Here is a 19887-nt window from a genome sequence, read left to right as displayed (position 1 = left end):
AGCCACGAAAAATGATCATAGACCTGGTTTTGCTCGTTGAGGATCATGACGATCTCGAGCACCGGGTTCGGTGATGTGCGGGATTCCGGCATAGCGAATCGCGATGAAGGCCATGAGGCTGGCGACCGCGAACGCGTTAAGGTTCAGCAGGGTCGAAAGGTCGATATCTTTCCATACATGCAGGGCCGGGCCGATGGCGTATCTTGAGAAAACGAAGGACAGGAACACGAATGCCGCCAATCCGCGTTGCCACCACGCCTCCTCCGCGCGGAAGGAGAGGGCGACCAGCATGATGCAAGGCGCCAGGAAAAGTTCCGTGCCGGAACCGGTGCCGAACAGTTTGGTCGCGAACAGCGTGTCGAGCGTTCCGACCAGCGGCAGGGCGATGCGGGCGGCCGTCGGGGCCTGGCGGGCAATGAGGGGAATGGCGAGGAAAAGCGGCGCGGCAAGCAGGGTGCCGAGCGACGCCGTGACGCCGTCGCCAACCAGATACCAGACATAGAGCGGATAAAAGGGTTTGTTGCCGCAGATCACCCAGGCGATCGTAACGCTCGCCTGGGTCAGCGGGTCGAGCGGGGCCCGTGTGTGGGTCATCACGTGCGCTGTTGAGTGAGAGTTGGGCTAAGGAGATAGTGGCCGACGCCCCAGACATCGCCATTGTCATGACCGAACAGGCCGGCGGTTGCGAGAAAGAACAGCCGCCAGCGGCGCTGCCAAAGCGATGCATCCTTGCCATAGACCTCTCGGAAGATGGGCTGGATGCGCTCGATCCTGCGATCGAAGGCATCGAGCCAGTCGAGCGCAGTGCGGCGATAATGCGTGCCCGACCAACGCCACTCCTGCTCGACCTTGAAAAGATCGCCAAACCGGTGCGGCAGATCATGGGCCGGCATGATGCCGCCGGTGAAGAAGTGGTGGGCGATCCAGTCTGCAGGATCGTCGTGGTCGAAGCGGTAGGAGCGGTCCTTGTGGGTAAAGACGTGCAGGAAAAGCTTGCCGTCCGGTTTTACCCAGCCGCGCACGCGTTCCAGCAGCGCGCGCCAGTTCGACATATGCTCGAACATCTCCACTGAGACGACGCGGTCGAAACGTTCATCGGTGGCGAAATCGTTCATGTCCGCAGTGACGACGGTGAGGTTCGTCAATCCGCGTTTTGCTGCGAGATCGAGGATATAGGCGCGTTGCGAAGCGGAGTTCGACACCGATGTGATGCGGGAACTTGGAAACTGCTGGGCGACGTAAAGCGAAAGTGAACCCCATCCGCAGCCGAGTTCCAGGACCCTCATGCCGTCCTGGAGCGCTGCGTGCGCCACCGTTTCTGCCAGCGCATAGGTTTCCGCTTCCTCAAGTGTGGTGGCTGGCGTCGGATAAAGACAGCAGGAATATTTCCGCTGGGGGCCGAGTGCGAGGGCGAAGAATTCTGCCGGTACTTCATAGTGCTGGCGATTGGCTTCGTCGGTATGGGTGGCGACAGGGAAACGTGCCATCGCTTCCGCGAAAGTCTGTTCTTCCGCAGCCGGCGTCGCGGCCAGCTTTCGCTTGGTGCGGCTGCAGAGGAAATCGATACCTGCAAGGGTCATACTGTCGCTCAAAGGCGCGCGCTCGGCGGTATTGATGACGAAAGCCAGCATGCTCATGGCAGTTCTCCGTTTCTACAGGGTCCGGGAAAGAAGGCGTTGACGCGGTTCTGATAGGCGCGGAACTTGTCTCCGCGCGAGCGCAGCATGTGCTCTTCGAGCAGAGGGATGCCGGAGACATGCACCAGCAACCAGTACATCAGCGCCGGCGCGAGCAGTGATGTCCATGTCCACGCCAGTGGGGTCAGTGCGAAGATCGGCCAAGCGCACCAGAATAGCCATTCGAAGAAATAGTTGGGGTGGCGGGAGTATCGCCATAGGCCGATCTCGCAAACCTCGCTCTTGGCGGCGGGCGTGCTGCGAAAGCGGGCAAGCTGCCGGTCGGCGATCGCCTCTCCAGCCAGCGCGACGATGGCGACGAGGATGGCCAGCCCATCCAGCAGGCGTGGGAAGGGTGTGTCATTCGCGGCGGCCAGGTAGATGGCCAGCACGAGGATGAAGGCGGCTAGCGCCTGGATCTGCAGAAACAGGAAAAGCCGTGCCGGCGCGCGATCGCCCCATTCCTCGATAAGCTTGAGATAACGCGGATCTTCACCGCCGCCATGCGTGCGGAAGCCGATATGGCTGGCGAGCCTGGCCGCCCAGATGGCGATCAGGATCAGGAGCGTCATCCGCCTCCCGAATTCGCTATCGGCGAAGAGCGCCGCCACGATGCCGCCAAGTCCGACAGCGAGCGACCAGATCGTATCGATCCAGCCGCTCAGGCCGGTGACGCGCTGCACGCCCCAGGCGCCAGCCATCGCAAGCGACAGCCAGATTGCGATGAAGATCAAAACCTCCATGTCCATCCTTCCACGATCAGTACAAATGCAACCTCTTCATCAACTACGGGGCCGGCGCCCGATCAGTTTCGCCCGAACGTAAAAAAAATCGAAAAATTTCTGTCGCTCGCGAAACTAAACAGAACGACGTCTCGTAGGTGCTGAGTGGAACGAAACAAGACGACAACGAACACGGGGTGGACGAGAGGAATTTATGACGTTCTATCAGAGGGTTTCGGGCGAAAAGCGCCTGAATGTCGCAGTCGTGGGCAGCGGAATTTCAGGGCTGTCGGCCGCCTGGCTGTTATCGCAGCGCCACGCCGTCACGGTATTCGAGGCCGCTGATCGGATCGGCGGTCATAGCAACACGGTGGAATTCGAAAGCGCAGCCGGCCCGGTCGCGGTCGATACCGGTTTCATCGTCTATAACGAGGCGACCTATCCCAACCTGACGGCGCTGTTCAAGACACTGGAGGTGCCGACAGCCGCTTCCAACATGTCGTTTGCAGTCTCGATGAATGACGGTGCCTTTGAGTATTCCGGAGGCACGGGACTCGGCCTCCTGGCGCAACCGACCAATGCGTTCAGCCCGCGCTTCTGGTCGATGATACGCGATCTGCTACGATTCTATCGCAATGCGCCGCGCGATCTGGCGATGATGGGCGGCATTTCGCTCGATGACTACCTGATGCGCAACGGCTATGGCCGCGCCTTCCGCCACGATCACCTTTATCCGATGGCAGCGGCAATCTGGTCGACTCCAACCATGGAAGTCGGCGCCTATCCGGCCGCCAATTTTGTGAAATTCTGCTGCAATCATGGACTGCTTGAACTTTGGGATCGGCCGATCTGGCGCACGGTCAAGGGCGGTAGCCGCGAATATGTGGCGCGGCTGACCCGTCGATTTTCTGACAGGATCAGGCTGTCGACGCCGATTGCAGCGATCCGCCGTGACGCCGGGCAGGTGGAGATCCGCGATGCGCACGGCAACAGCCATGTCTTCGACGACGTGGTGATCGCTACCCATGCCGATCAGGCGCTGCGCATGCTGCTGGACGCCAGCGAGGACGAACGGCGCATTCTCGGCGCCTTTCGGTATTCCCGCAACGAGGCGGTACTCCATGGCGACGCCAGCCTGATGCCGAAGCGGCGGGCCGCGTGGTCGAGCTGGAATTATGTCGCCGATACCAGAGACGGACCGACGCAACCGTCGATCACCTACTGGATGAACCGGTTGCAGCCGCTTGGCCATGCGCCGCCGACATTCGTCACGCTCAACCCCCGTCGCGAACCGCGTGAGGAGACGGTCATCCGCCGGGAGGTCTGCGAACATCCCGTGTTCGATCTCGGGACTGATCGGGCGCAGCATGAGGTTTGGTCGCTGCAGGGCGTGCGCAACACCTGGTTTTGCGGCGCGCATTTCGGCTCCGGCTTCCATGAGGACGGTATCCAGGCCGGGCTGGCGGTGGCCGAAGATTTGGGCGGCGTGCGGCGCCCCTGGCAGGTCGCGCAGGAAAGTGGGCGCATCGTTCGCAAGCCTCTGATCCGGCCGATTGATCTGCCGATAGACCTGGAGGCGCTGACATGACTCTATCGCTCCAGTCGGCCCTGTTTCCTGGACAGGTGACACATGCGCGGCTGAAGCCGAAGGAACACCGGCTGTCCTACAGAATATATTCGCTGCTGCTCGATCTCGACGAGCTGGATGCGCTCGACAAACGGTTGTGGCTGTTTTCGGTGGATGGCTTCAACCTGTTTTCGTTTCGCCGAAAGGATCGCGGCGATCGTTCGGGCTCGGACCTGAAGGGCCAAGTAGAGCGTTCGATGCGATCGGCCGGCATCGAACCGGATGGCGGGCCGATCCGGCTACTGACAATGCCGAGGCTGCTCGGTTGGGCCTTCAATCCGCTCAGCGTATTCTTCTGCCACGGTCGCGACGGCGCGTTGCGGGCGATCCTCTGGGAGGTGGACAATACCTTTGGCGAGCGCCACGGTTATATGATCCCGGTCGTAGGCCAGGGCGACGGCGGGGAGATCTTCCAGTGCTGCGACAAGGCATTTTACGTCTCCCCTTTCATGGACATGGATCTCCGCTATAAATTTCGGGTCGCGGCGCCGGGCAAACACCTTTCCATCCGCATCGACACCTTTGATGCCGACGGGCTGGTGCTGACGGCCCGGCATCTGGCAAAGCGCCGCGAACTGACGGATATGGCCCTGCTCAGGGCATTTCTGGCTATCCCGTTCCTGACGCTGAGGGTGGTCGGTGGCATTCATTGGGAGGCGTTGAAGATCTGGACGAAGGGCGTGCGTCTGCGGGCGCGCCCGCATCTGCCCGAAGAAGCGGTTTCCTTCATTCGCCCGCCTGTAGCCGAAAGCGTGCATTCCGTCCGGAGGATTGAGACCAATGAGCCAGTTTGACGATTCCTCGCGCTTCCCCTTGTGCATGGATATCGAGGCCGGCAGGCCAGGCTTTGGTGGCCGACTGATGAAGCGCCTTATAGCCGGTCTCCGCCATGGCCGCCTGCGGGTCGTATTGCCATCCGGCGCAGCGGTGGAAGCGGTCGGGTCGGAGCCAGGCATGGATGCGGCTATCGTGATGCGCCGCTGGCGCATGCTGCGTCGCCTCCTCACCGCCGGCGATATCGGTTTTGCTCAGGGCTTTTTGGAGGAAGACTGGACAACGCCGGATTTGACCGCGGTTATCCGGCTGGCCGCCCAAAATGCCGATGTGCTGGCGCCGGCAATCGATGGCAACGTCCTCATGCGTTTGATGAACCGGGTAGGCCATCTGTTGAACGCAAATTCAAAACGCGGTAGCCGCCGCAACATCGAAGCGCATTACGATCTCGGCAACGACTTCTACAAGGAATGGCTTGATCCATCGATGCTCTATTCCTCGGCGATTTTTGATGAGACGACGCCGAGCCTCGAAGCCGCCCAACAGAAGCGGCTCGACCTTATTCGCGAGAAACTGGTACTTAAAGGCGGCGAACGGATTTTGGAAATCGGTTGCGGCTGGGGTGCATTGGCTATCGATCTCGCGACAAAGGCCGATGTTCAGGTGACCGGCATTACGCTGTCACCCGCACAGCTGGTCTGGGCGCGCAATGCGACGGCGGAAGCAGGCAAGGCGAGTAAAGTCAATCTGCATCTCCAGGACTATCGCAATGTCACCGGTCGCTTCGATCGCATCGTGTCGATCGAGATGTTCGAGGCTGTAGGCGAGGCATACTGGCCAAACTACTTCGACACGCTGAAGCGCTGCATGAAACCCGACGGTCGTGCGGTCCTGCAGATCATTTCGATCGAGGAAAACCGCTATGAAGCGTATCGCGGCAGCATCGACTTTATTCAGAAGTATGTTTTTCCCGGCGGCTTCCTCCCATCTGACCGCGCGCTTGAGGCCGCGATTGCCACCGCCGGTTTGAAGCTCGTGGAAGTCGAACATTTCGGAAAATCCTATGCCAGAACGCTGCGGGAGTGGCGGACGCGGTTTCATGCGCATTGGCCGTCGATTGCCGCGATTGGCTTCGACGAGCGCTTCAAACGCCTCTGGCACTATTACCTCTGCTACTGCGAGGCCGGCTTCGAAGAAGGAAGCATCGATGTTGGCCTCTACACGATCGAACATGCGTAACAACGTGCAGGAATCCGAGCATGATGAAGATGACGTTAGCCGCTGCCCTGTCGACGCTCTCCGCTTTCACCTTCGCCGATGCCGCCGATATCGGCGGCCAGTGGGCGCGCGGAGATGGCAACGCCAGGGTGAAGATCGCGCCATGCGGATCGGATATCTGCGTGGTCAATACGTGGATCAAGCCGGGCACACCTAAGGAAAAGAAGGGCGACAAACTCGTTATGAGCATAAAGCCGGGCGCTGGCGGCGTTTATTTCGGTATGGCCTTCGATCCGCAGCGTGACATGACCTATGAGGTTACAGTGACGGTACAGGGAGACAAGATGACCACCAAAGGGTGCATCGTGGCCGGCCTTTTGTGCAAAGGCATCGATTGGACACGGCTCAAGTGAGCGAGGAGGATTACGGAATGAAGAACGTCGGCGTGAAGCGTGTTATTTTGGCCTATATCGCGACGCTGATCGTCTTCGTGGCAATCGACTTCGTCTGGTTGAGCGTGATGGCAAGCAAGCTTTATCAGCCGGTCATGGGCGATATGCTGATCGCCGATTTCAGGCTTATGCCTGCCGTTGTCTTCTATCTGATCTATATAGCCGGCCTGACGTTCCTGGCCGTGAGGCCGGGATTGGAAAAGAGTTCGCCGTGGCAGGCTGCCCTCTCGGGAGCAGTCCTCGGCTTTACGGCCTATGGGACCTACGACCTGACCAATCAGGCGACCCTAAAAAACTGGTCCACACAGCTCACCCTTGCCGATCTTGCCTGGGGAACGATCCTGTCCGGGACGGCTGCCGCATTCGGCTGCTGGATTGCATTGCGCGCGTTCGGATCGAAAAGTCCCGTCTCGGGAATATCCAGATGACCTCAAGCAGTCGAATGGCGTCATTCAGTGTCATCGACAAGGTTCTTCTGCCGAAGATATAACTTGGTGCAATTGAATTATGGGAAAGGCCGGTGCCCCTGGGGGCGTCGGCCTTTCCACTCCGCATCGATTGGACGATCGACCGCGCGCGTTACATCGCCGGCAGAACGGCGATGTCGCGGATTTCGTTGTCGAGCCCGGTGATCGGCCCGACCACCGTCGCCGCACCGGTTTCCAGATTGACCGTATAAAGTGTCTTGGATGCCGCGAGATAGGCGGTGTTCTTGCCGTCCGCCGTGCCCTGAATATCGAAAGCATAGGCCGCAGGCTTGTCCTTGAGGCCAAGCTTGCCGATCGCCTTCAGCGTGCCGTCATTCGGCTTGGTCTGCTGGACCAGCGCTCCGATCGTCGCGTCAATATTGTACATCGCCGTCTTTTCCGGCTTGCCGATCGAGTTGGTATAGGCGGCAGCGACGATGTCCGGGGTCTCGCCCTTGTGCATGTCGCCCTCCTCGAAGGCGAGCAGGCCATCGACTGTGACAGCGCCCGTGTCAGGATGGACTCTGTGGTTGGTCGTGCCGGTCATGAAGCGAAGGCGATCCGCCATCGGGTTGAAGTCGGCGACGACTGGCGACTGGGTCATGGTCAGCATCTTGTCCATCTTGGCGACATCGGTAGCTGCGCCCGTCTCTAGGTTGATCGAGACCATGCGGTGATCCGGGGTGATACCGATCACGGTCTTGTTGCCGGGCCGGAAGTCGATACCGATGAGCTTGTCGACGCCGGCCACATCCATCTTCTTGGAAATGGCCGGATTTTCCGTATCAAACATGACGAGGGTCTTGTCGCCAACGAGTGCGAGGACGGGGGCAGCGAGTGCGGTCGATGCCATCGCGATCGAGGCTGCCGAAACGATCAAAGCGAATCCAATGGTCTTCATGTCTTTCTCCCGAGTTGATCCTATTGAAAGTCGTCTGGCGCTCGGCTCTCGACGCTTCCTGAGTTGAAGACACGGCGGCGATCCCCATTGGATGCAGGCCGCGAAAAAATAAATGCGAGATGCATCCATCCGGCCCTTCGGCGGGTATAGCTTTCAAAGTCGACTGCTTTCGCGGTCGCCATTGGGAGAAATTATTGATGCTGATGGGCTCCGGGCCGGACGATCTCGATACGGCACTCGCTGCTTGCGCCAACGGTGATCGCAACGCGCTACGCGCCGTCTTCGATCGCGAGGCAGGACGTCTGATCGCGGTCGCCGAGCGCATCGTCCGGCGTCGCGAACTTGCGGAAGAAGTTGTGCAGGACGCATTCATTCGTATCTGGACTCATGCCCACCAGTACAATGCCGAACGCGGGTCCGCGCGGGGCTGGATATATGCCATTGTCCGCAACCGGGCACTCAATCTCCTGCGTGACGGCAATCGGGAGTTTACGGTCGAGGAGGTGGAGACGATCCGGGAAAGCGAGCAGGCCGATGAGGTAATGGCAGCCTGGCAAAAGCTGGACCGCAATTCCCGCCTCTACGATTGCCTTGGCGCGCTCGACGAGACGAAACGGCGCGGCATCCTGATGGCCTATGTCGGCGGCTATTCGCACGGCGAGATCGCGGAGCGACTGCGCATTCCGCTCGGCACGACAAAATCCTGGATCCGACGCGGCCTTTCGGCTTTGCGGGAGTGCATGGCATGACCTATGACCGCAGGGATATCCTGAGCATTGCCGATGAATATGTCCTGGGCCTGCTCGAGGCCGCGGACGCTGCGGAAATCGAGGTTGCCATGGAACGCGATGCCGATCTGAGAGCGGCAATCGCCGCCAGCCGTGAGCGCTTCCTGCCACTCGACACGGGCGTGTCGCCCGCTGCCGCGACGGAGGAGCTATGGCAGCGCATCGAAGCAGCCTTGCCTGCGCAGGATCGAAGCAATTCTGCGTCCGGAATAGCCAACGCCAACGACAACCGAAAGAACGGTTGGCGAGCGGCTGCGATTTCCGCCATTGCCGCCACCTTTGTGCTCGCCATTGGTTTTGCCTACAGCGTGACCCGGACGGTCGAGCCGCTTGTCGTTGCGGTCCTGATCAACGAGGCGGGCGAGGTTCAGGCGGTCGTCGAGGATTTCGGGAACGAGCAGGCCACCATCCGCCTCCTGGCCGACTTCACGGTCCCCAGAGACAAGACGATCCAGGTCTGGACTTTGCCGTCGCGGGAGATGGGCCCCATATCACTCGGCCTGATCGACGGAGTGCGCTCGGCACGTCTTGATGGTCCCGCATTGCCGACACCGAGGAACGACCAGCTTTATGAGATCACTTTGGAACAGGCCGGCGGATCGCCGACCGGTCGGCCTACGGGACCAATCCTGGCGAAGGGCCTGGCGAAGTTGCCGCGATAGCATTCATCCGGGTGAGTTTTTGAAGCCGAAATCATATAATCAACCACTCGGCATCGGTTTTTGAAGCTATACGTTACGGTTGTCGGCGTTCTCATGGCCGGTAACCACCTCCTGGTATGAGGTGTTGCGACGACCGGTTGGATTTGCCCATTGCACCGCCTTGAAATTCCTGCCAACTGCGGACAGCGGACCTGCCCGCACGGGGGCGGGCCACGGCTAGATTGATGGCAGGTTTTCCCGCAGAAAGATGTTCATCTCCAACGGCGGGGTCTGTTGCGCAAACGCGAGCGCCCGCACCACGAAATAAGCCCTCAAAAATACCACCATATCGCCCGTGCGTAGTGATTGAACCACAGTGGAAGGGTCCGCGTCGTAACTGCAGCCGCGTCGCGCCAGGATTAATATCAACGTTGCCGGGCGCGCTCTTGAGGCCCCCTCCGCCGATATCTTCGCCAAGCTTCCCACCCCAGCCGGATCTCTTTCAAAACTGCGGGCACGACTGGGATTGCTACTGCCACCAACATCACCCAATCCGTCTTGCTCATCCAAAATCTCCACTGCTATTGCATATCGTTGAGAATACAACGGTGAAAATTGATGGGGATCTTGAGTGCGCCATCAAACGTGGAGCGACAAGGTAACCCTTTGGAATCGCCACTTCGGGAAAATTAAACGTGGCTTACACGGATGACTGACGTCCCCTTCTTTGAAGGCAAGTCGATACGGCTCGACGTGCTCCCGGTCGCCCATACGGCGCCGCCGGGGTAGAAATCCATTGTTGCTCTGGATTTTCATCGGCGATCGATAGATTTCCTCGCACTCCTCGCACTCCTCGCACTCCTCGCACTCCTCGCACTCCTCGCACTATCCATGGACATCTCCGATTTCTTTCTCTCGAAAGAGAAAGGGACGCCCCGGACAATCATGAAAATCGGTCCCTTTGAGAGCCAACCAGAGGCCATTTGGCGCGGTTGGGCTGCGCCCGCGTATCGCCGGGGCTGGACCCTCAGCGCGATATTGGTTATCTGCAGCACTTGTCAGGCGATGCCAAAGACGTCGCTGAAACATCACCGAAAATACCCAAGGCCTCTTAAAGTGAAAAAAGTCCAGCGCGGCTTTGCCGTAGAATACAAACCCGGCCGGCGAAGATCCGCCCCCAAATCGAACTCGATCTGGGGAGACATGGATCTCAAGTCCGTTGCGCGAAATCTGCAGGACGAGGAGACGCCATTCCCGCCGGCAAGTCCTTCGGGCAGCGAATCCGGCAAGGTGACGTCTTTCGCCGGGGAAGAACAAGCGTCGGAATTGTTGACACTACCGATTGAGCAGGAGACAAATGTGCCGGCTTTACAGGAGACCAAAATGGCCGACGAAAACAATACGATGACTGATGCTGATACGCCGGCCGCAACGGTGCTTGATGTACCGAAGAAGGAGCGCAAACCTCGCGCCAGGAAGGCGGCGCCTGAAACGGCCTCAGTGGCAGTTTCGGCCCAACCGGCAACGACTTCGGATGCCGCCGTTGGAAAACCGAAGGGCGGACGCAAGGCAAAGTCTGACGAAAGTTCGACAAGCACCAAGCGTGCGCGGGTCAAACGTGCTCAGAAGGCGGTGCAAGCAGCGACCGCACCGTCGGCGGCGGCAGTTGACGAGTTTGCGGATCTTCTCCAGCTGGAAGAGGAAAACCAAAGACTGCGTAAGCAACTGGCGGAAAAGCTCCGTGCTGAAAATGCGGATCTGCGAAAGCGGCTCAACCTCGGTTGACAGGTCGCGGCCGGCCAAGCGCTGGCCGCATTCTCAAGGCTATATCGAGACGAACATATTGGCGGCGGTTAGTCCTGCCGCCAACGCCTTTGCCCGCTGTCTGCATGCGGAGTAGAATACGAGGTCGACAAAATGGCGTCTCCATGGAAACTTCTTGCTCGGCTGGTGCCACCGCGACGTCAGCAGCGCCAGGAACACGGCTCGACCGATGACGTGAAGCCGGACCTATTGGCCATTGCCAAGCCGACTGAAACGGCTGTCGATAACCGATTGAACGCCGCGGAGCCTCCGGTCGACGAACAGCTGGTCGCTGGCGAACAATCCGACGCGGTGTCAGCGGCCCCGGATAATTTCGAAGAAACGGCAAGCGGTCTTCACGGCACGGCAGATATCGAAGGCGCCAGTCTTGCGGAAGCGGCTGATCCGGCCTTGTCCGATGAGGCCGGTACGGCCGCACACGACGCACTGAAACCCTCCCAGGCTGGCGACGGTGCAGCGCGAAAGCGCAGCACGCGGGGCAAGAAAGCGGCAGGGGGTGAGGCTGTTACGCCATCCTCTCCGGGCGTTCCCGCCGTTTCTGACGATGCAATCCGCCTTGATGAAGAGATCAGGCTGCTGCGGGATCAGCTGGCGCGCAAGCTTCGGCTGCAAAATGCACAACTGAAGAGCACGCTGGAGCGGTTCGAACGCTGAACGTGTCATTCACAACTGGGCCAATCCCTGTTCACTCGACAGGCTTTCGCACTGCCGCCTTTCCCATAGCGGCGCCTGCTGACATTCATACTGACCGAGGATGGCCGCAGCTCCCTCCGCATTGATGGATAAATCGCGCTGCGACCTGCAATTAGGCCTGAGATGCCGCGCTAGATTTCCGGACCCGTGGGGTCTGTTTAACTCACCAGCCTGATCGCCGTCACAGCTCAGACAACGCCCTGTGCTCGGCCGCAGCTGCCTTCAGCCTTTCGATTGTTCGGTTTCCTTCGCGAAACAGGTTGAGCATCACAGCTGCCGCAAGCTCGACGTCCGGATTGTCCTTTGTCAAACCGCGTTGCGCCCTCCATTCCTCCAGCACAACGTCCAAAATTTCCAGTTCGTCGGGCCCAAAGGTCGTTTCCAGAAACTGATGCATGCTCGAATGACCTCTTCACAAGTGACGGCCGCAATGTGGGGAGGGATCGGCGCGGATCAAGGGCGGATTCGCATGCGGAGCGGTCGCAGAGAGGAAGAGGAGGGAAGGGGAGCTGTGACGGATTGAGAGGGTTGGAGAGAGGCTCCGGCCGGTCCGTCACGGAGAAAGCGACATGGCACAGGCCATCCAGAAAATCACGCTCAGCAGTGGACGTGACATTTCCTTCAACAAGCTCGTCTTGAGCCAGCAGAATGTCCGCAAGATCAAGGCGGGCATTTCAATCGAGGATCTCGCGGAAGATATCGCGCGCCGGGGACTTTTGACCAGTCTCAATGTCCGCCCCGAGCTCGATGGCGACGGCAACGAGACAGGCATCTACCGCATTCCGGCCGGCGGCCGGCGCTATCGGGCGCTCGAATTGCTCGTCTCCCAGAAAAGGCTTTCGAAAACCGCCGGCGTGCCTTGCATCGTGAGCAGCGGCGAAACGCCGGAGATCGAAGATTCGCTCGCTGAGAACGTGCAGCGTGTCGACCTTCACCCTCTCGACCAGTTCAGGGCATTCCAGAGCTTGCGCGAGCAGGGGCAGAGCGAAGAAGACATCGCCGCCCGCTTTTTCGTCTCGGTCGCGACCGTGCGACAGAGATTGCGATTGGCCTCCGTTTCGCCGCGGCTGCTCGATCTTTACGCGGCCGACGAGATGACCCTGCAGCAGGTAATGGCCTTCTCGATCACCAACGATCATGTTCGTCAGGAGCAGGTCTGGGATACCGTTTTGCGGTCTCATGCCCAGGAGCCCTACTATATCCGCAGGCTCCTGACCGAGACGACAATCCGGGCGACCGACCGCCGCGCCGCCTACGTCGGCATCGAGGCTTATGAAGCTGCCGGCGGTGTGGTCATGCGCGACCTCTTCGATGAGGACAATGGCGGATGGCTCCAGGATCCGGCGCTGCTCGAGCAATTGGTGATCGAGAAATTGACGACGGATGCAGAGGCACTCAAGGCCGAGGAAGGCTGGAAGTGGGTCGAGGCCGCCTTCGACTTCCCCTACGGTCATACATCCGGGCTGCGCCGCTTATACGGCGAGCAGGCCGAGATGACCCAGGCGGAACTCGATCGTCATGACACGTTGAGGACCGAATACGACAAACTCGACGCGGACTATGCCGAAGCCGAGGACTATTCCGGGGAGACCGAGCGCCGCTTGGAGGAACTCGGAGCCGAGCTCGACGAGCTGAATGATCGGCCCTACGTTTTCGATCCTGAAGAGGTTGCCCGCGGTGGTGCCTTCATCTCGCTTGCTGCCAGTGGCGAGCTGAAAATCGAACGGGGGTTCGTCAGAAGCGAGGATGAGCCACCGGTCGAAACAACCGATGCAGATGCAGCGGGATTGGACGGCAACAACAACAATCCGATGCCCGCATCGTCTGCAGGCGGGATTTCCGTGAATGGTCAGGCGGTCTCTGGTGAGCCCGCGGAGGATGACGACGACGTTGTCAGGCCATTGTCCGATCGGCTTGTCGTGGATCTGACGGCGACGCGAACGGTCGCGCTGCGCAATGCGCTTGCCAATGAACCGGTCATCGCGTTTATCGCGGTGCTGCACGCCTTCGTCCTGAAGACCTTCTATCTCTACGGCTCCGACTCATGCCTGGAACTGACGCTTCAGAGCGCCAGGTTCACCCAGACGCCTGGGCTCGGAGATACCGTCTGGGCCAAGGAAATCGATCAGCGGCACGAAGCCTGGGGCCAGGATCTCCCGAAATCGCCGGACGATCTCTGGACCTTCCTGATCGCGCTCGACGACGTCAGCCGACAGGTTCTGTTTGCCCATTGCACCTCGTTGTCGCTCAATGCGGTCACCGAGCCGTGGAACAAGCGCACACGTGCGATTGCCCATGCGGACCAGGTCGCCCATTCTATTGGTTTCGACATGGTCGCGGCGGGCTGGGGGCCGACAGTGGAATCTTATCTCGGCCGTGTCACCAAGGCGCACATTCTCCAGGCGGTCCGTGAGGCGAAGGGTGATCAATCAGCGGAGCTGATCGGCCATCTGAAGAAGGCCGATATGGCCCGCGAGGCCGAACGGTTAATGGCTGGCAGTGGTTGGCTTCCGGAGCCTCTCCGTCTCGGGGCAGATGTCGCTTCCATCGAAGAATCGACGTTCGAAAACGCGGGGATTCCCGACAGAGATGCCAGCGAGAGCGGCAATCCCGATCTTCCGGCGTTCCTGACCGACTAAGCCGGCGACGTACCCGCGCCGACGGAGGAGCTCGCCGAAGAGCAGCATCTCGATGCGGCCGAGTAACTATTTCTCGGATCAATCTGCGGCCTGGCTCCGAAAGGAGACCGGGCCGCTTCCATTTTCAGGAGCATTTCAATGCCCGCCTTTACGATCGAAACCACCTATCACCTGCCGGTTTTCCGGCATCGGACCTACGCCGCAGCGACGCTCGAGGCGGCCTGCCGAGCAGCCGTCGACGACGACAATTGGGATCTCGCCGAGAAAGACTTCGATTCCTCCGGCGAGATTCATATCACCGGCGTCTGGGAAGGCTCCCATAGCGCCTATACCGAACCGTCAGCCTCGGTGCCCTCGCAATTCGATGAAGCTGTCCAGCGGCGTGCACGTCATTTCGAGATCCTGCTCGGTCTCTTGAAGATCTTCTTCGACGACGCACATGCGGCGCGGCCTCCGTCGCTCGACTGGCTTGCCCGTTCGGCCTGGGAGATTGCCCGTGGTGAGGCCATCCTTGGCAACGCGCCGGATCCGGATGGGCCTGTGGATCCGCCAAAGGCGAGCCACATACTGGCCCGACTACAGGAAGATCAGGTTCGCAATGCGATCACCGCCGTGCTGGAGGTCGACGACAGTTTCAGCGCGCTCTCGCTGGCGGCTGTGACTGATGACGATATCCATGCGGCGTGCCTCACCATCGCGACGACGATGGATGTCTCGGACGTCGTCGGCAATGCTGAGTTCCAGGCCGCGCTCGCAGCGATCCGGGCAGCGCATCAGCGCATCCATCCAGACTGACCGACTATCAACCATTTCACTTCCCCCAACCCAGCCCGGCCACCACGCCGGGCGTTTGTTTTTCAGGAGACTCCAATGAACACTTTAACACCCGACGCCCGGTCCGTGTCCTCGGGCTTCAAGGTCGACATTTCCCGCGGCGAACGCATTGGCCGTGTCTCGTCCGAATGGTTCTCGCGTCCCGACGACGAGCGGTTCCTGTCGCTGACCGAGCTCTATGATACCGTTCGTTCACGGGCCGACCGCGCCCATGCCCGAACCTTCGAAAGCGCTGCGATCCGCGTCGAGGCAACGCGCGACAATGCCGAGCGGCTCGAGCTTCTCGTACCCGGTCAGCGTCAGTCGATCGCACCGACCCATTGGAGCTATGGCCAGCTCTGCAGCCTGATCGGCGCACCTTCGACCTATATGCGTCAGTTGCCGGCGCCGCTGGCAGCGATCAACCTGCAGCACGGCCTGCTCAATCATCGTGCGGAACTTGTGAAGACACTGGAACTCGATGACGGCCGTGTCGAGCTGCGAGCAGTGACCGGTCCCGAATACGGCCGGATCTGGGACCATGAACTCGTGTCGGCGGTGATGAAGATCGCCGGTAATGGCACCGGCGACACCATGTGGAAAGTGCCGGGTGTCCTGGATTGGGCGACGATGACCCACAACCCGTTCGTCGACATCACCAAGGATACGACGACACTTTATGCCAGCGACCGTGACGTCTTCCTGTTCCTGGTCGATGACACCCATCCGATCGAAGCCGGACGTCTGCCGAACGGCGAGCCGGACCTCTATTTCCGTGGCTTCTACGCCTGGAACTCGGAGGTTGGATCGAAGACGCTCGGCATCGCCTCCTTCTATCTGCGGGCGGTCTGCGCCAATCGCAACTTGTGGGGCACGGAGAACTTCGAGGAGATCACAATCCGCCATTCGAAGTTTGCTGCCCAGCGCTTTGCGCATGAGGCGGCACCTGCGTTGACGAGTTTCGCCAACTCCTCGCCCGCTCCGTTCATCGCCGGCATCAAGGCAGCACGCGAGCGGATCGTCGCTCGCAAGGACGACGACCGCGAAACCTTCCTTCGCCGCCGTGGCTTCTCCAAAGCCGAGACCGGTAAGGTCATCGAGATGGTGCTGTCGGAGGAGGGGAGGTCGCCGGAATCGATCTTCGATTTCGTGCAGGGCATCACCGCGCTGGCACGCACCAAAGCCAATCAGGACACGCGCCTCGAACTCGAAGGCAAAGCCAAGAAGCTGCTCGAAAGTGCTGCCTGACATGTTCACGCGCGCCTGGCTCAGACCCGGCCGCGTCTGCAAAACCCATCGTTGTCATCTCAGAGCCCAGTCAAGCGCCGGGCCTCTTTTTGTCTGGAGCACCCCAATGGCTATCCCCGATCATGCCCGCGCAAACTTCGACACCCTGCTGCGCGCCGCAGCCGATGGCAATCTTGCTCTTATGGAATGCCTCGATGCATCTACACGCGAGCCGCGTTACGTGCTTTGCGCCGTCGGCCGCAGTGACGGCGAATACGTCTTCACGCCGTTTGGCCATCTTGCCGATGCCAACCCGTTTGACGCCTACCTGCCGCCTGATCCCGACGATCCCACCGGCTTCATTGTTAGCCCGGCAACCTAAGCACTGATGATCGCCGACAGTTTTAGCTGGCGATTCCCGATCCCTCTCTGGCTGCCCGATTACGCCCCCTCCGACCCCTTCGGCAGGGCGCTGGGCTCGGCCGTTCTTTCCTCACTCTTGGAGCATCCTTCGATGAATATCATCTCACATCCTCAAACCGTTTCCGCCTCTCCACGTCTTGAGACCAAAACCCGCACTGAGGCAGTTCTCAAGGCTGCCGAACAAGTCACATCGCTTCTGGAGCATGGTAAAGTCGTCACTGCGGGTGATCTTCGGCAAATCATGACGGCGATTTTCGGAGGCAGCGATGCCGAGGGCCTCTGGCTCTGGAAGGATGCCTACGAGGCGACTGAGATCGCCCAAGTGCTGTTCCTGCGCAAGTTCCGCGCGGTCGTATCCCGAACCCAGTCGCCTCAATCGACGCTTGCGATGGTGACGAGGTTGGCGCGGCTCCTGCCGACACACACATGCCGATCCGAGGAGAGCCAGGCCCTGCAGCAGTTCTCGACTCCGATCCCTCTTGCCTATGTCGCATCGCGTGCTGCCCGCATCACGGCCGCTGATGTGATCCTCGAACCGTCGACCGGAACCGGCCTCATGGCGATCTTCGCGGAGCTCGCGGGCGCGCGCTTGGCGCTCAACGAATATGCGGCTGCTCGGCACGCACTGTTGGAGCAGCTTTTCCCCGTTCCGATATCGCAGCACGACGCCGCGCATATCGACGATTACCTGGGTCGTTCCGTTCGGCCGACCGTGGTGCTGATGAACCCGCCGTTCTCGGCTGGCGTCCATGTGGAAGGTCGCGTCGCCGACGCCGCCTGGCGGCATTTGACCTCCGCATTCGCCCGCCTGCTCCCGGGCGGCCGGTTGGTCGCGATCACCGGCGCAAGCCTTTCTCCAGACAATCCGGCATGGCGCGACGCTTTCGTCCGTCTTCAGGGGCAGGGCACCGTGTTGTTCACCACGCCGGTCGATGGCAGCGTCTACGCCCGTCATGGAGCGACGATGGAGACGCGTCTGATCGTAATCGACAAGATCCCGGCGGGCGATCCTTCGAAGCTGTCGGCGTCCAGCGGCACTGACCTGGGAACACTGCTCACTTGGATCACGGGCCTTCCACCCCGCCAGCCTTCGACGGCGCCGAACTCCATTGGAGCGCTCGCCAACGGTATGCTGCGCGCGGACACGATGCGTCCAGCAGCGGTTGCCGCGCCGTCGCATCGCCATGCGGTCGCCGCGCAGGCGAAGCCTGCACCAATGGCCCGCCCTGAATGCGTCGATGAAGAGGTTATCAAACTCTCCTACGAGCTGCGCGACGCTCAGCCGAAGGATGAGACCGATGCTTCGTATGGAATCTACGAAACCTACCGGCTGCAATCGATCCACATCCCCGGCGGCATGACGCTGCGGCGGGTGCGGGTGATGAACGACTACCGCGTCGAGCTCATCGGCTTTACCGATGGCATGCGCGACTGGCTGCGGTCGATCGGCCTGTTCTCCGAGATGATCAATTGGAAGCTGCGTTTGTTCGTGCCTGTTACAGACGAGGGTGCGGCGATCCTGTCGAAGCTGATTGAGCGTCATCGCCTCGTCGATGTCGCGCGCCGGTCATGACGGAGGTCTTCCATGCTCTCCGCCGGCGAACTGGCGGACCGTCTCGCGCAGGACGCGGAGGCGGTCTGCCGCCACTATCTCTCCGCCGGCCGCCGGGCCGGCAACTACTGGCTCGTCGGCGATGTCGACAACAACAAGGGCAGGTCGCTCTACGTGCATCTTACCGGTCCCCGCGCCGGCCGATGGACAGATGCTGCGACCGGCCAGTTCGGTGATCTGCTCGATCTTGTCCGCGAGAGCTGCGGCCTCGTCGACTTCCGGGACGTTGCCGAGGAGGCGCGCCAGTTCCTCAACCTGCCTCGACCGGAGCCTGTATCGTCCAGCAGGGCTTACGGCGATGACAATCGGTCTGTCGATAGGCGAGCCGTGGAACGGGCACGCCGCTTGTTTCGGATGACCGTACCGCTGGTCGGCACTTTGGCAGACGCGTATTTGCGCGAGCGCGGCATCCTGCGGGCATCCGCGCATACAGCGTTACGCTTCCATCCGTCCTGCTACTACCGCGATCTCGTCACCGGCCGGACGACAAGCTATCCGGCCCTGATCGCGGCCGTGACCGACGCCTTTGGAGCAATCACTGGCGTCCACCGCACCTATTTGTCTTCAGGCCCCCACCCGGACGGCGTCGGCAAGGCCAGGCTAGCCGATCCCCGCCGCGCGCTTGGCGGTCTTCTCGGCAATGCCGTCCGCTTCCATTTTCCTGTGAATTCAACTATTCCGGTGATGGCAGCCCCGGTGATGGCGGCAGGCGAGGGCCTCGAAACCATGCTGTCCCTCTCACACGTGATGCCCGGCATGCCGATTGTGGCGGCGCTCACGGCCAATCACCTTGCGGCATTTCGCTTCCCCTCGGGATGCCAGCGCCTCTACATCGCCGCGGACGCCGATGCCGCCGGCCGCCACGGGATCGAGGGGTTGAGCCGCAGGGCACAGGAATGCGGGATCCTACCGCTGGTGCTGTCGCCCGAGCTCGGGGACTTCAACGAGGATCTGCGCTGGCTGGGTCCGGACCGGCTGACCGCAAGCCTCAGGGCTCAACTCACTCCGGACGATGCGATAGCCTTCCTGCCCTGATGAGGCTTGTCGGAAGAGGGCAGGCGCGGGATTGCTGCGGCCTCGGCGAAGGACGGTTCAGGGCGTTGGCTTCCGTGTGGTCTCGCGCCCGCGGGCCTGCCGAGAGGCGACCCCTACCACGCGGGCCTCCGGGCCTTCAGCGGGTCACTCGGGTTTCTTCCCCTGCCGGGCCATTTTTGCGCATGGGCTCTTCCGAAAACCGGTTCCCACTTTTCGGGCCAATGCGATGGCCCGTCATTCCTCGCGGATCAATAAACCCTCTTGTCCCCGCCCGGCGCTTCGCTGGGCCGCCGTGCTCCGCTTGCGGTTCCGGCCTCGGCCCGCGTGACCCGGTTCGCCGTCAGGCCGCGAGAGG

At 60.8% G+C, this 19887-nt stretch carries 19 protein-coding genes and 1 pseudogene; 15 read left to right on the top strand and 5 right to left on the bottom strand.

The window, feature by feature from the left end; translation table 11 throughout:
• Positions 1-15: 15 nt before the first annotated feature.
• The 3 genes from ACSQ8R_RS28470 to ACSQ8R_RS28460 are packed head-to-tail and all read right to left on the bottom strand — an operon-like array spanning position 16 to position 2425.
• Entirely contained in the window at positions 16-594 is a 579-nt protein-coding gene (locus ACSQ8R_RS28470; protein WP_436256687.1) for a hypothetical protein, read from the bottom strand.
• The gene (locus ACSQ8R_RS28465) at positions 594-1637 is read right to left on the bottom strand and encodes an SAM-dependent methyltransferase (RefSeq protein ID WP_436256686.1); all 1044 of its coding nucleotides are present in this window, start codon (positions 1635-1637) and stop codon (positions 594-596) included. The genes ACSQ8R_RS28470 and ACSQ8R_RS28465 overlap by 1 nt, the downstream gene beginning before the upstream one ends.
• Positions 1634-2425: a DUF1295 domain-containing protein gene (locus ACSQ8R_RS28460; protein WP_436256685.1), complete on the bottom strand. Its 792-nt coding sequence runs from the start codon at positions 2423-2425 to the stop codon at positions 1634-1636. Before ACSQ8R_RS28460 ends, ACSQ8R_RS28465 begins: the two co-directional genes overlap by 4 nt.
• Positions 2426-2612: 187 nt before the next feature.
• Between ACSQ8R_RS28460 and ACSQ8R_RS28455 the strand changes: the two genes are divergently transcribed.
• The 5 genes from ACSQ8R_RS28455 to ACSQ8R_RS28435 are packed head-to-tail and all read left to right on the top strand — an operon-like array spanning position 2613 to position 6897.
• A complete protein-coding gene (locus ACSQ8R_RS28455) occupies positions 2613-3986 on the top strand; it encodes an NAD(P)/FAD-dependent oxidoreductase (protein ID WP_436256684.1) in 1374 nt (457 codons plus the stop codon).
• On the top strand, positions 3983-4819 hold the full coding sequence (locus ACSQ8R_RS28450) for a DUF1365 domain-containing protein (RefSeq protein ID WP_436256683.1): 837 nt from the start codon (positions 3983-3985) through the stop codon (positions 4817-4819). The genes ACSQ8R_RS28455 and ACSQ8R_RS28450 overlap by 4 nt, the downstream gene beginning before the upstream one ends.
• Positions 4806-6038, top strand: coding sequence for a class I SAM-dependent methyltransferase (locus ACSQ8R_RS28445; RefSeq protein ID WP_436256682.1), 1233 nt, complete (start codon positions 4806-4808; stop codon positions 6036-6038). The genes ACSQ8R_RS28450 and ACSQ8R_RS28445 overlap by 14 nt, the downstream gene beginning before the upstream one ends.
• A 20-nt stretch (positions 6039-6058) precedes the next feature.
• Positions 6059-6430, top strand: coding sequence for a DUF2147 domain-containing protein (locus ACSQ8R_RS28440; protein WP_436256681.1), 372 nt, complete (start codon positions 6059-6061; stop codon positions 6428-6430).
• 32 nt (positions 6431-6462) lie between these two features.
• Positions 6463-6897, top strand: a complete 435-nt coding sequence (locus ACSQ8R_RS28435; RefSeq protein WP_436257302.1) for a DUF2177 family protein — start codon at positions 6463-6465, stop codon at positions 6895-6897.
• A 151-nt stretch (positions 6898-7048) separates the two neighbouring features.
• Here ACSQ8R_RS28435 and ACSQ8R_RS28430 read toward each other — a convergent pair whose 3' ends face one another.
• Positions 7049-7837 (bottom strand): DUF4394 domain-containing protein, encoded by a 789-nt coding sequence (locus ACSQ8R_RS28430; protein ID WP_436256680.1) that lies wholly within the window; start codon positions 7835-7837, stop codon positions 7049-7051.
• A gap of 203 nt (positions 7838-8040) precedes the next feature.
• Between ACSQ8R_RS28430 and ACSQ8R_RS28425 the strand changes: the two genes are divergently transcribed.
• The 4 genes from ACSQ8R_RS28425 to ACSQ8R_RS28410 all read left to right on the top strand — a co-directional run bounded on the left by ACSQ8R_RS28425 (position 8041) and on the right by ACSQ8R_RS28410 (position 11744).
• On the top strand, positions 8041-8586 hold the full coding sequence (locus ACSQ8R_RS28425; RefSeq protein WP_436257301.1) for a sigma-70 family RNA polymerase sigma factor: 546 nt from the start codon (positions 8041-8043) through the stop codon (positions 8584-8586).
• Positions 8583-9287 carry an anti-sigma factor gene (locus tag ACSQ8R_RS28420; RefSeq protein ID WP_436256679.1) on the top strand — a complete coding sequence of 235 codons (705 nt, stop codon included), beginning with the start codon at positions 8583-8585 and terminating at the stop codon, positions 9285-9287. The genes ACSQ8R_RS28425 and ACSQ8R_RS28420 overlap by 4 nt, the downstream gene beginning before the upstream one ends.
• 1095 nt (positions 9288-10382) lie before the next feature.
• The gene (locus ACSQ8R_RS28415) at positions 10383-11051 is read left to right on the top strand and encodes a transcriptional regulator (protein WP_436257300.1); all 669 of its coding nucleotides are present in this window, start codon (positions 10383-10385) and stop codon (positions 11049-11051) included.
• Positions 11052-11183: 132 nt separating this feature from the next.
• A complete protein-coding gene (locus ACSQ8R_RS28410) occupies positions 11184-11744 on the top strand; it encodes a hypothetical protein (RefSeq protein WP_436256678.1) in 561 nt (186 codons plus the stop codon).
• Positions 11745-11964: 220 nt separating this feature from the next.
• On the opposite strand, the gene ACSQ8R_RS28405 is transcribed toward ACSQ8R_RS28410, so the two are convergent.
• On the bottom strand, positions 11965-12180 hold the full coding sequence (locus tag ACSQ8R_RS28405) for a hypothetical protein (RefSeq protein ID WP_436256677.1): 216 nt from the start codon (positions 12178-12180) through the stop codon (positions 11965-11967).
• 172 nt (positions 12181-12352) lie between these two features.
• On the opposite strand from ACSQ8R_RS28405, the gene ACSQ8R_RS28400 reads away from it, so the two are divergent.
• The 6 genes and pseudogenes from ACSQ8R_RS28400 (at position 12353) to ACSQ8R_RS28375 (ending at position 19532) form a co-directional block, all read left to right on the top strand.
• Positions 12353-14422, top strand: coding sequence for a ParB/RepB/Spo0J family partition protein (locus ACSQ8R_RS28400; protein ID WP_436256676.1), 2070 nt, complete (start codon positions 12353-12355; stop codon positions 14420-14422).
• 138 nt (positions 14423-14560) lie between these two features.
• The gene (locus ACSQ8R_RS28395; RefSeq protein WP_436256675.1) at positions 14561-15217 is read left to right on the top strand and encodes a hypothetical protein; all 657 of its coding nucleotides are present in this window, start codon (positions 14561-14563) and stop codon (positions 15215-15217) included.
• A gap of 75 nt (positions 15218-15292) precedes the next feature.
• Positions 15293-16483: a DUF932 domain-containing protein gene (locus ACSQ8R_RS28390; RefSeq protein ID WP_436256674.1), complete on the top strand. Its 1191-nt coding sequence runs from the start codon at positions 15293-15295 to the stop codon at positions 16481-16483.
• Between the two features lie 106 nt (positions 16484-16589).
• Positions 16590-16844 (top strand): DUF6117 family protein, encoded by a 255-nt coding sequence (locus ACSQ8R_RS28385; RefSeq protein ID WP_436256673.1) that lies wholly within the window; start codon positions 16590-16592, stop codon positions 16842-16844.
• Positions 16845-16976: 132 nt separating this feature from the next.
• Positions 16977-18236 (top strand): annotated as a pseudogene (locus ACSQ8R_RS28380) (methylase); the annotation flags it as partial.
• Positions 18237-18470: 234 nt separating this feature from the next.
• On the top strand, positions 18471-19532 hold the full coding sequence (locus ACSQ8R_RS28375; RefSeq protein WP_436256672.1) for a DUF7146 domain-containing protein: 1062 nt from the start codon (positions 18471-18473) through the stop codon (positions 19530-19532).
• Positions 19533-19887 lie beyond the last annotated feature (355 nt).

It is taken from the genome of Neorhizobium sp. LjRoot104 (assembly GCF_964253725.1).
Lineage (GTDB): Bacteria > Pseudomonadota > Alphaproteobacteria > Rhizobiales > Rhizobiaceae > Neorhizobium.
The sequence above is the reverse complement of the archived record's forward strand: the minus strand, read 5'-3'. Positions and strand labels throughout refer to the sequence as shown.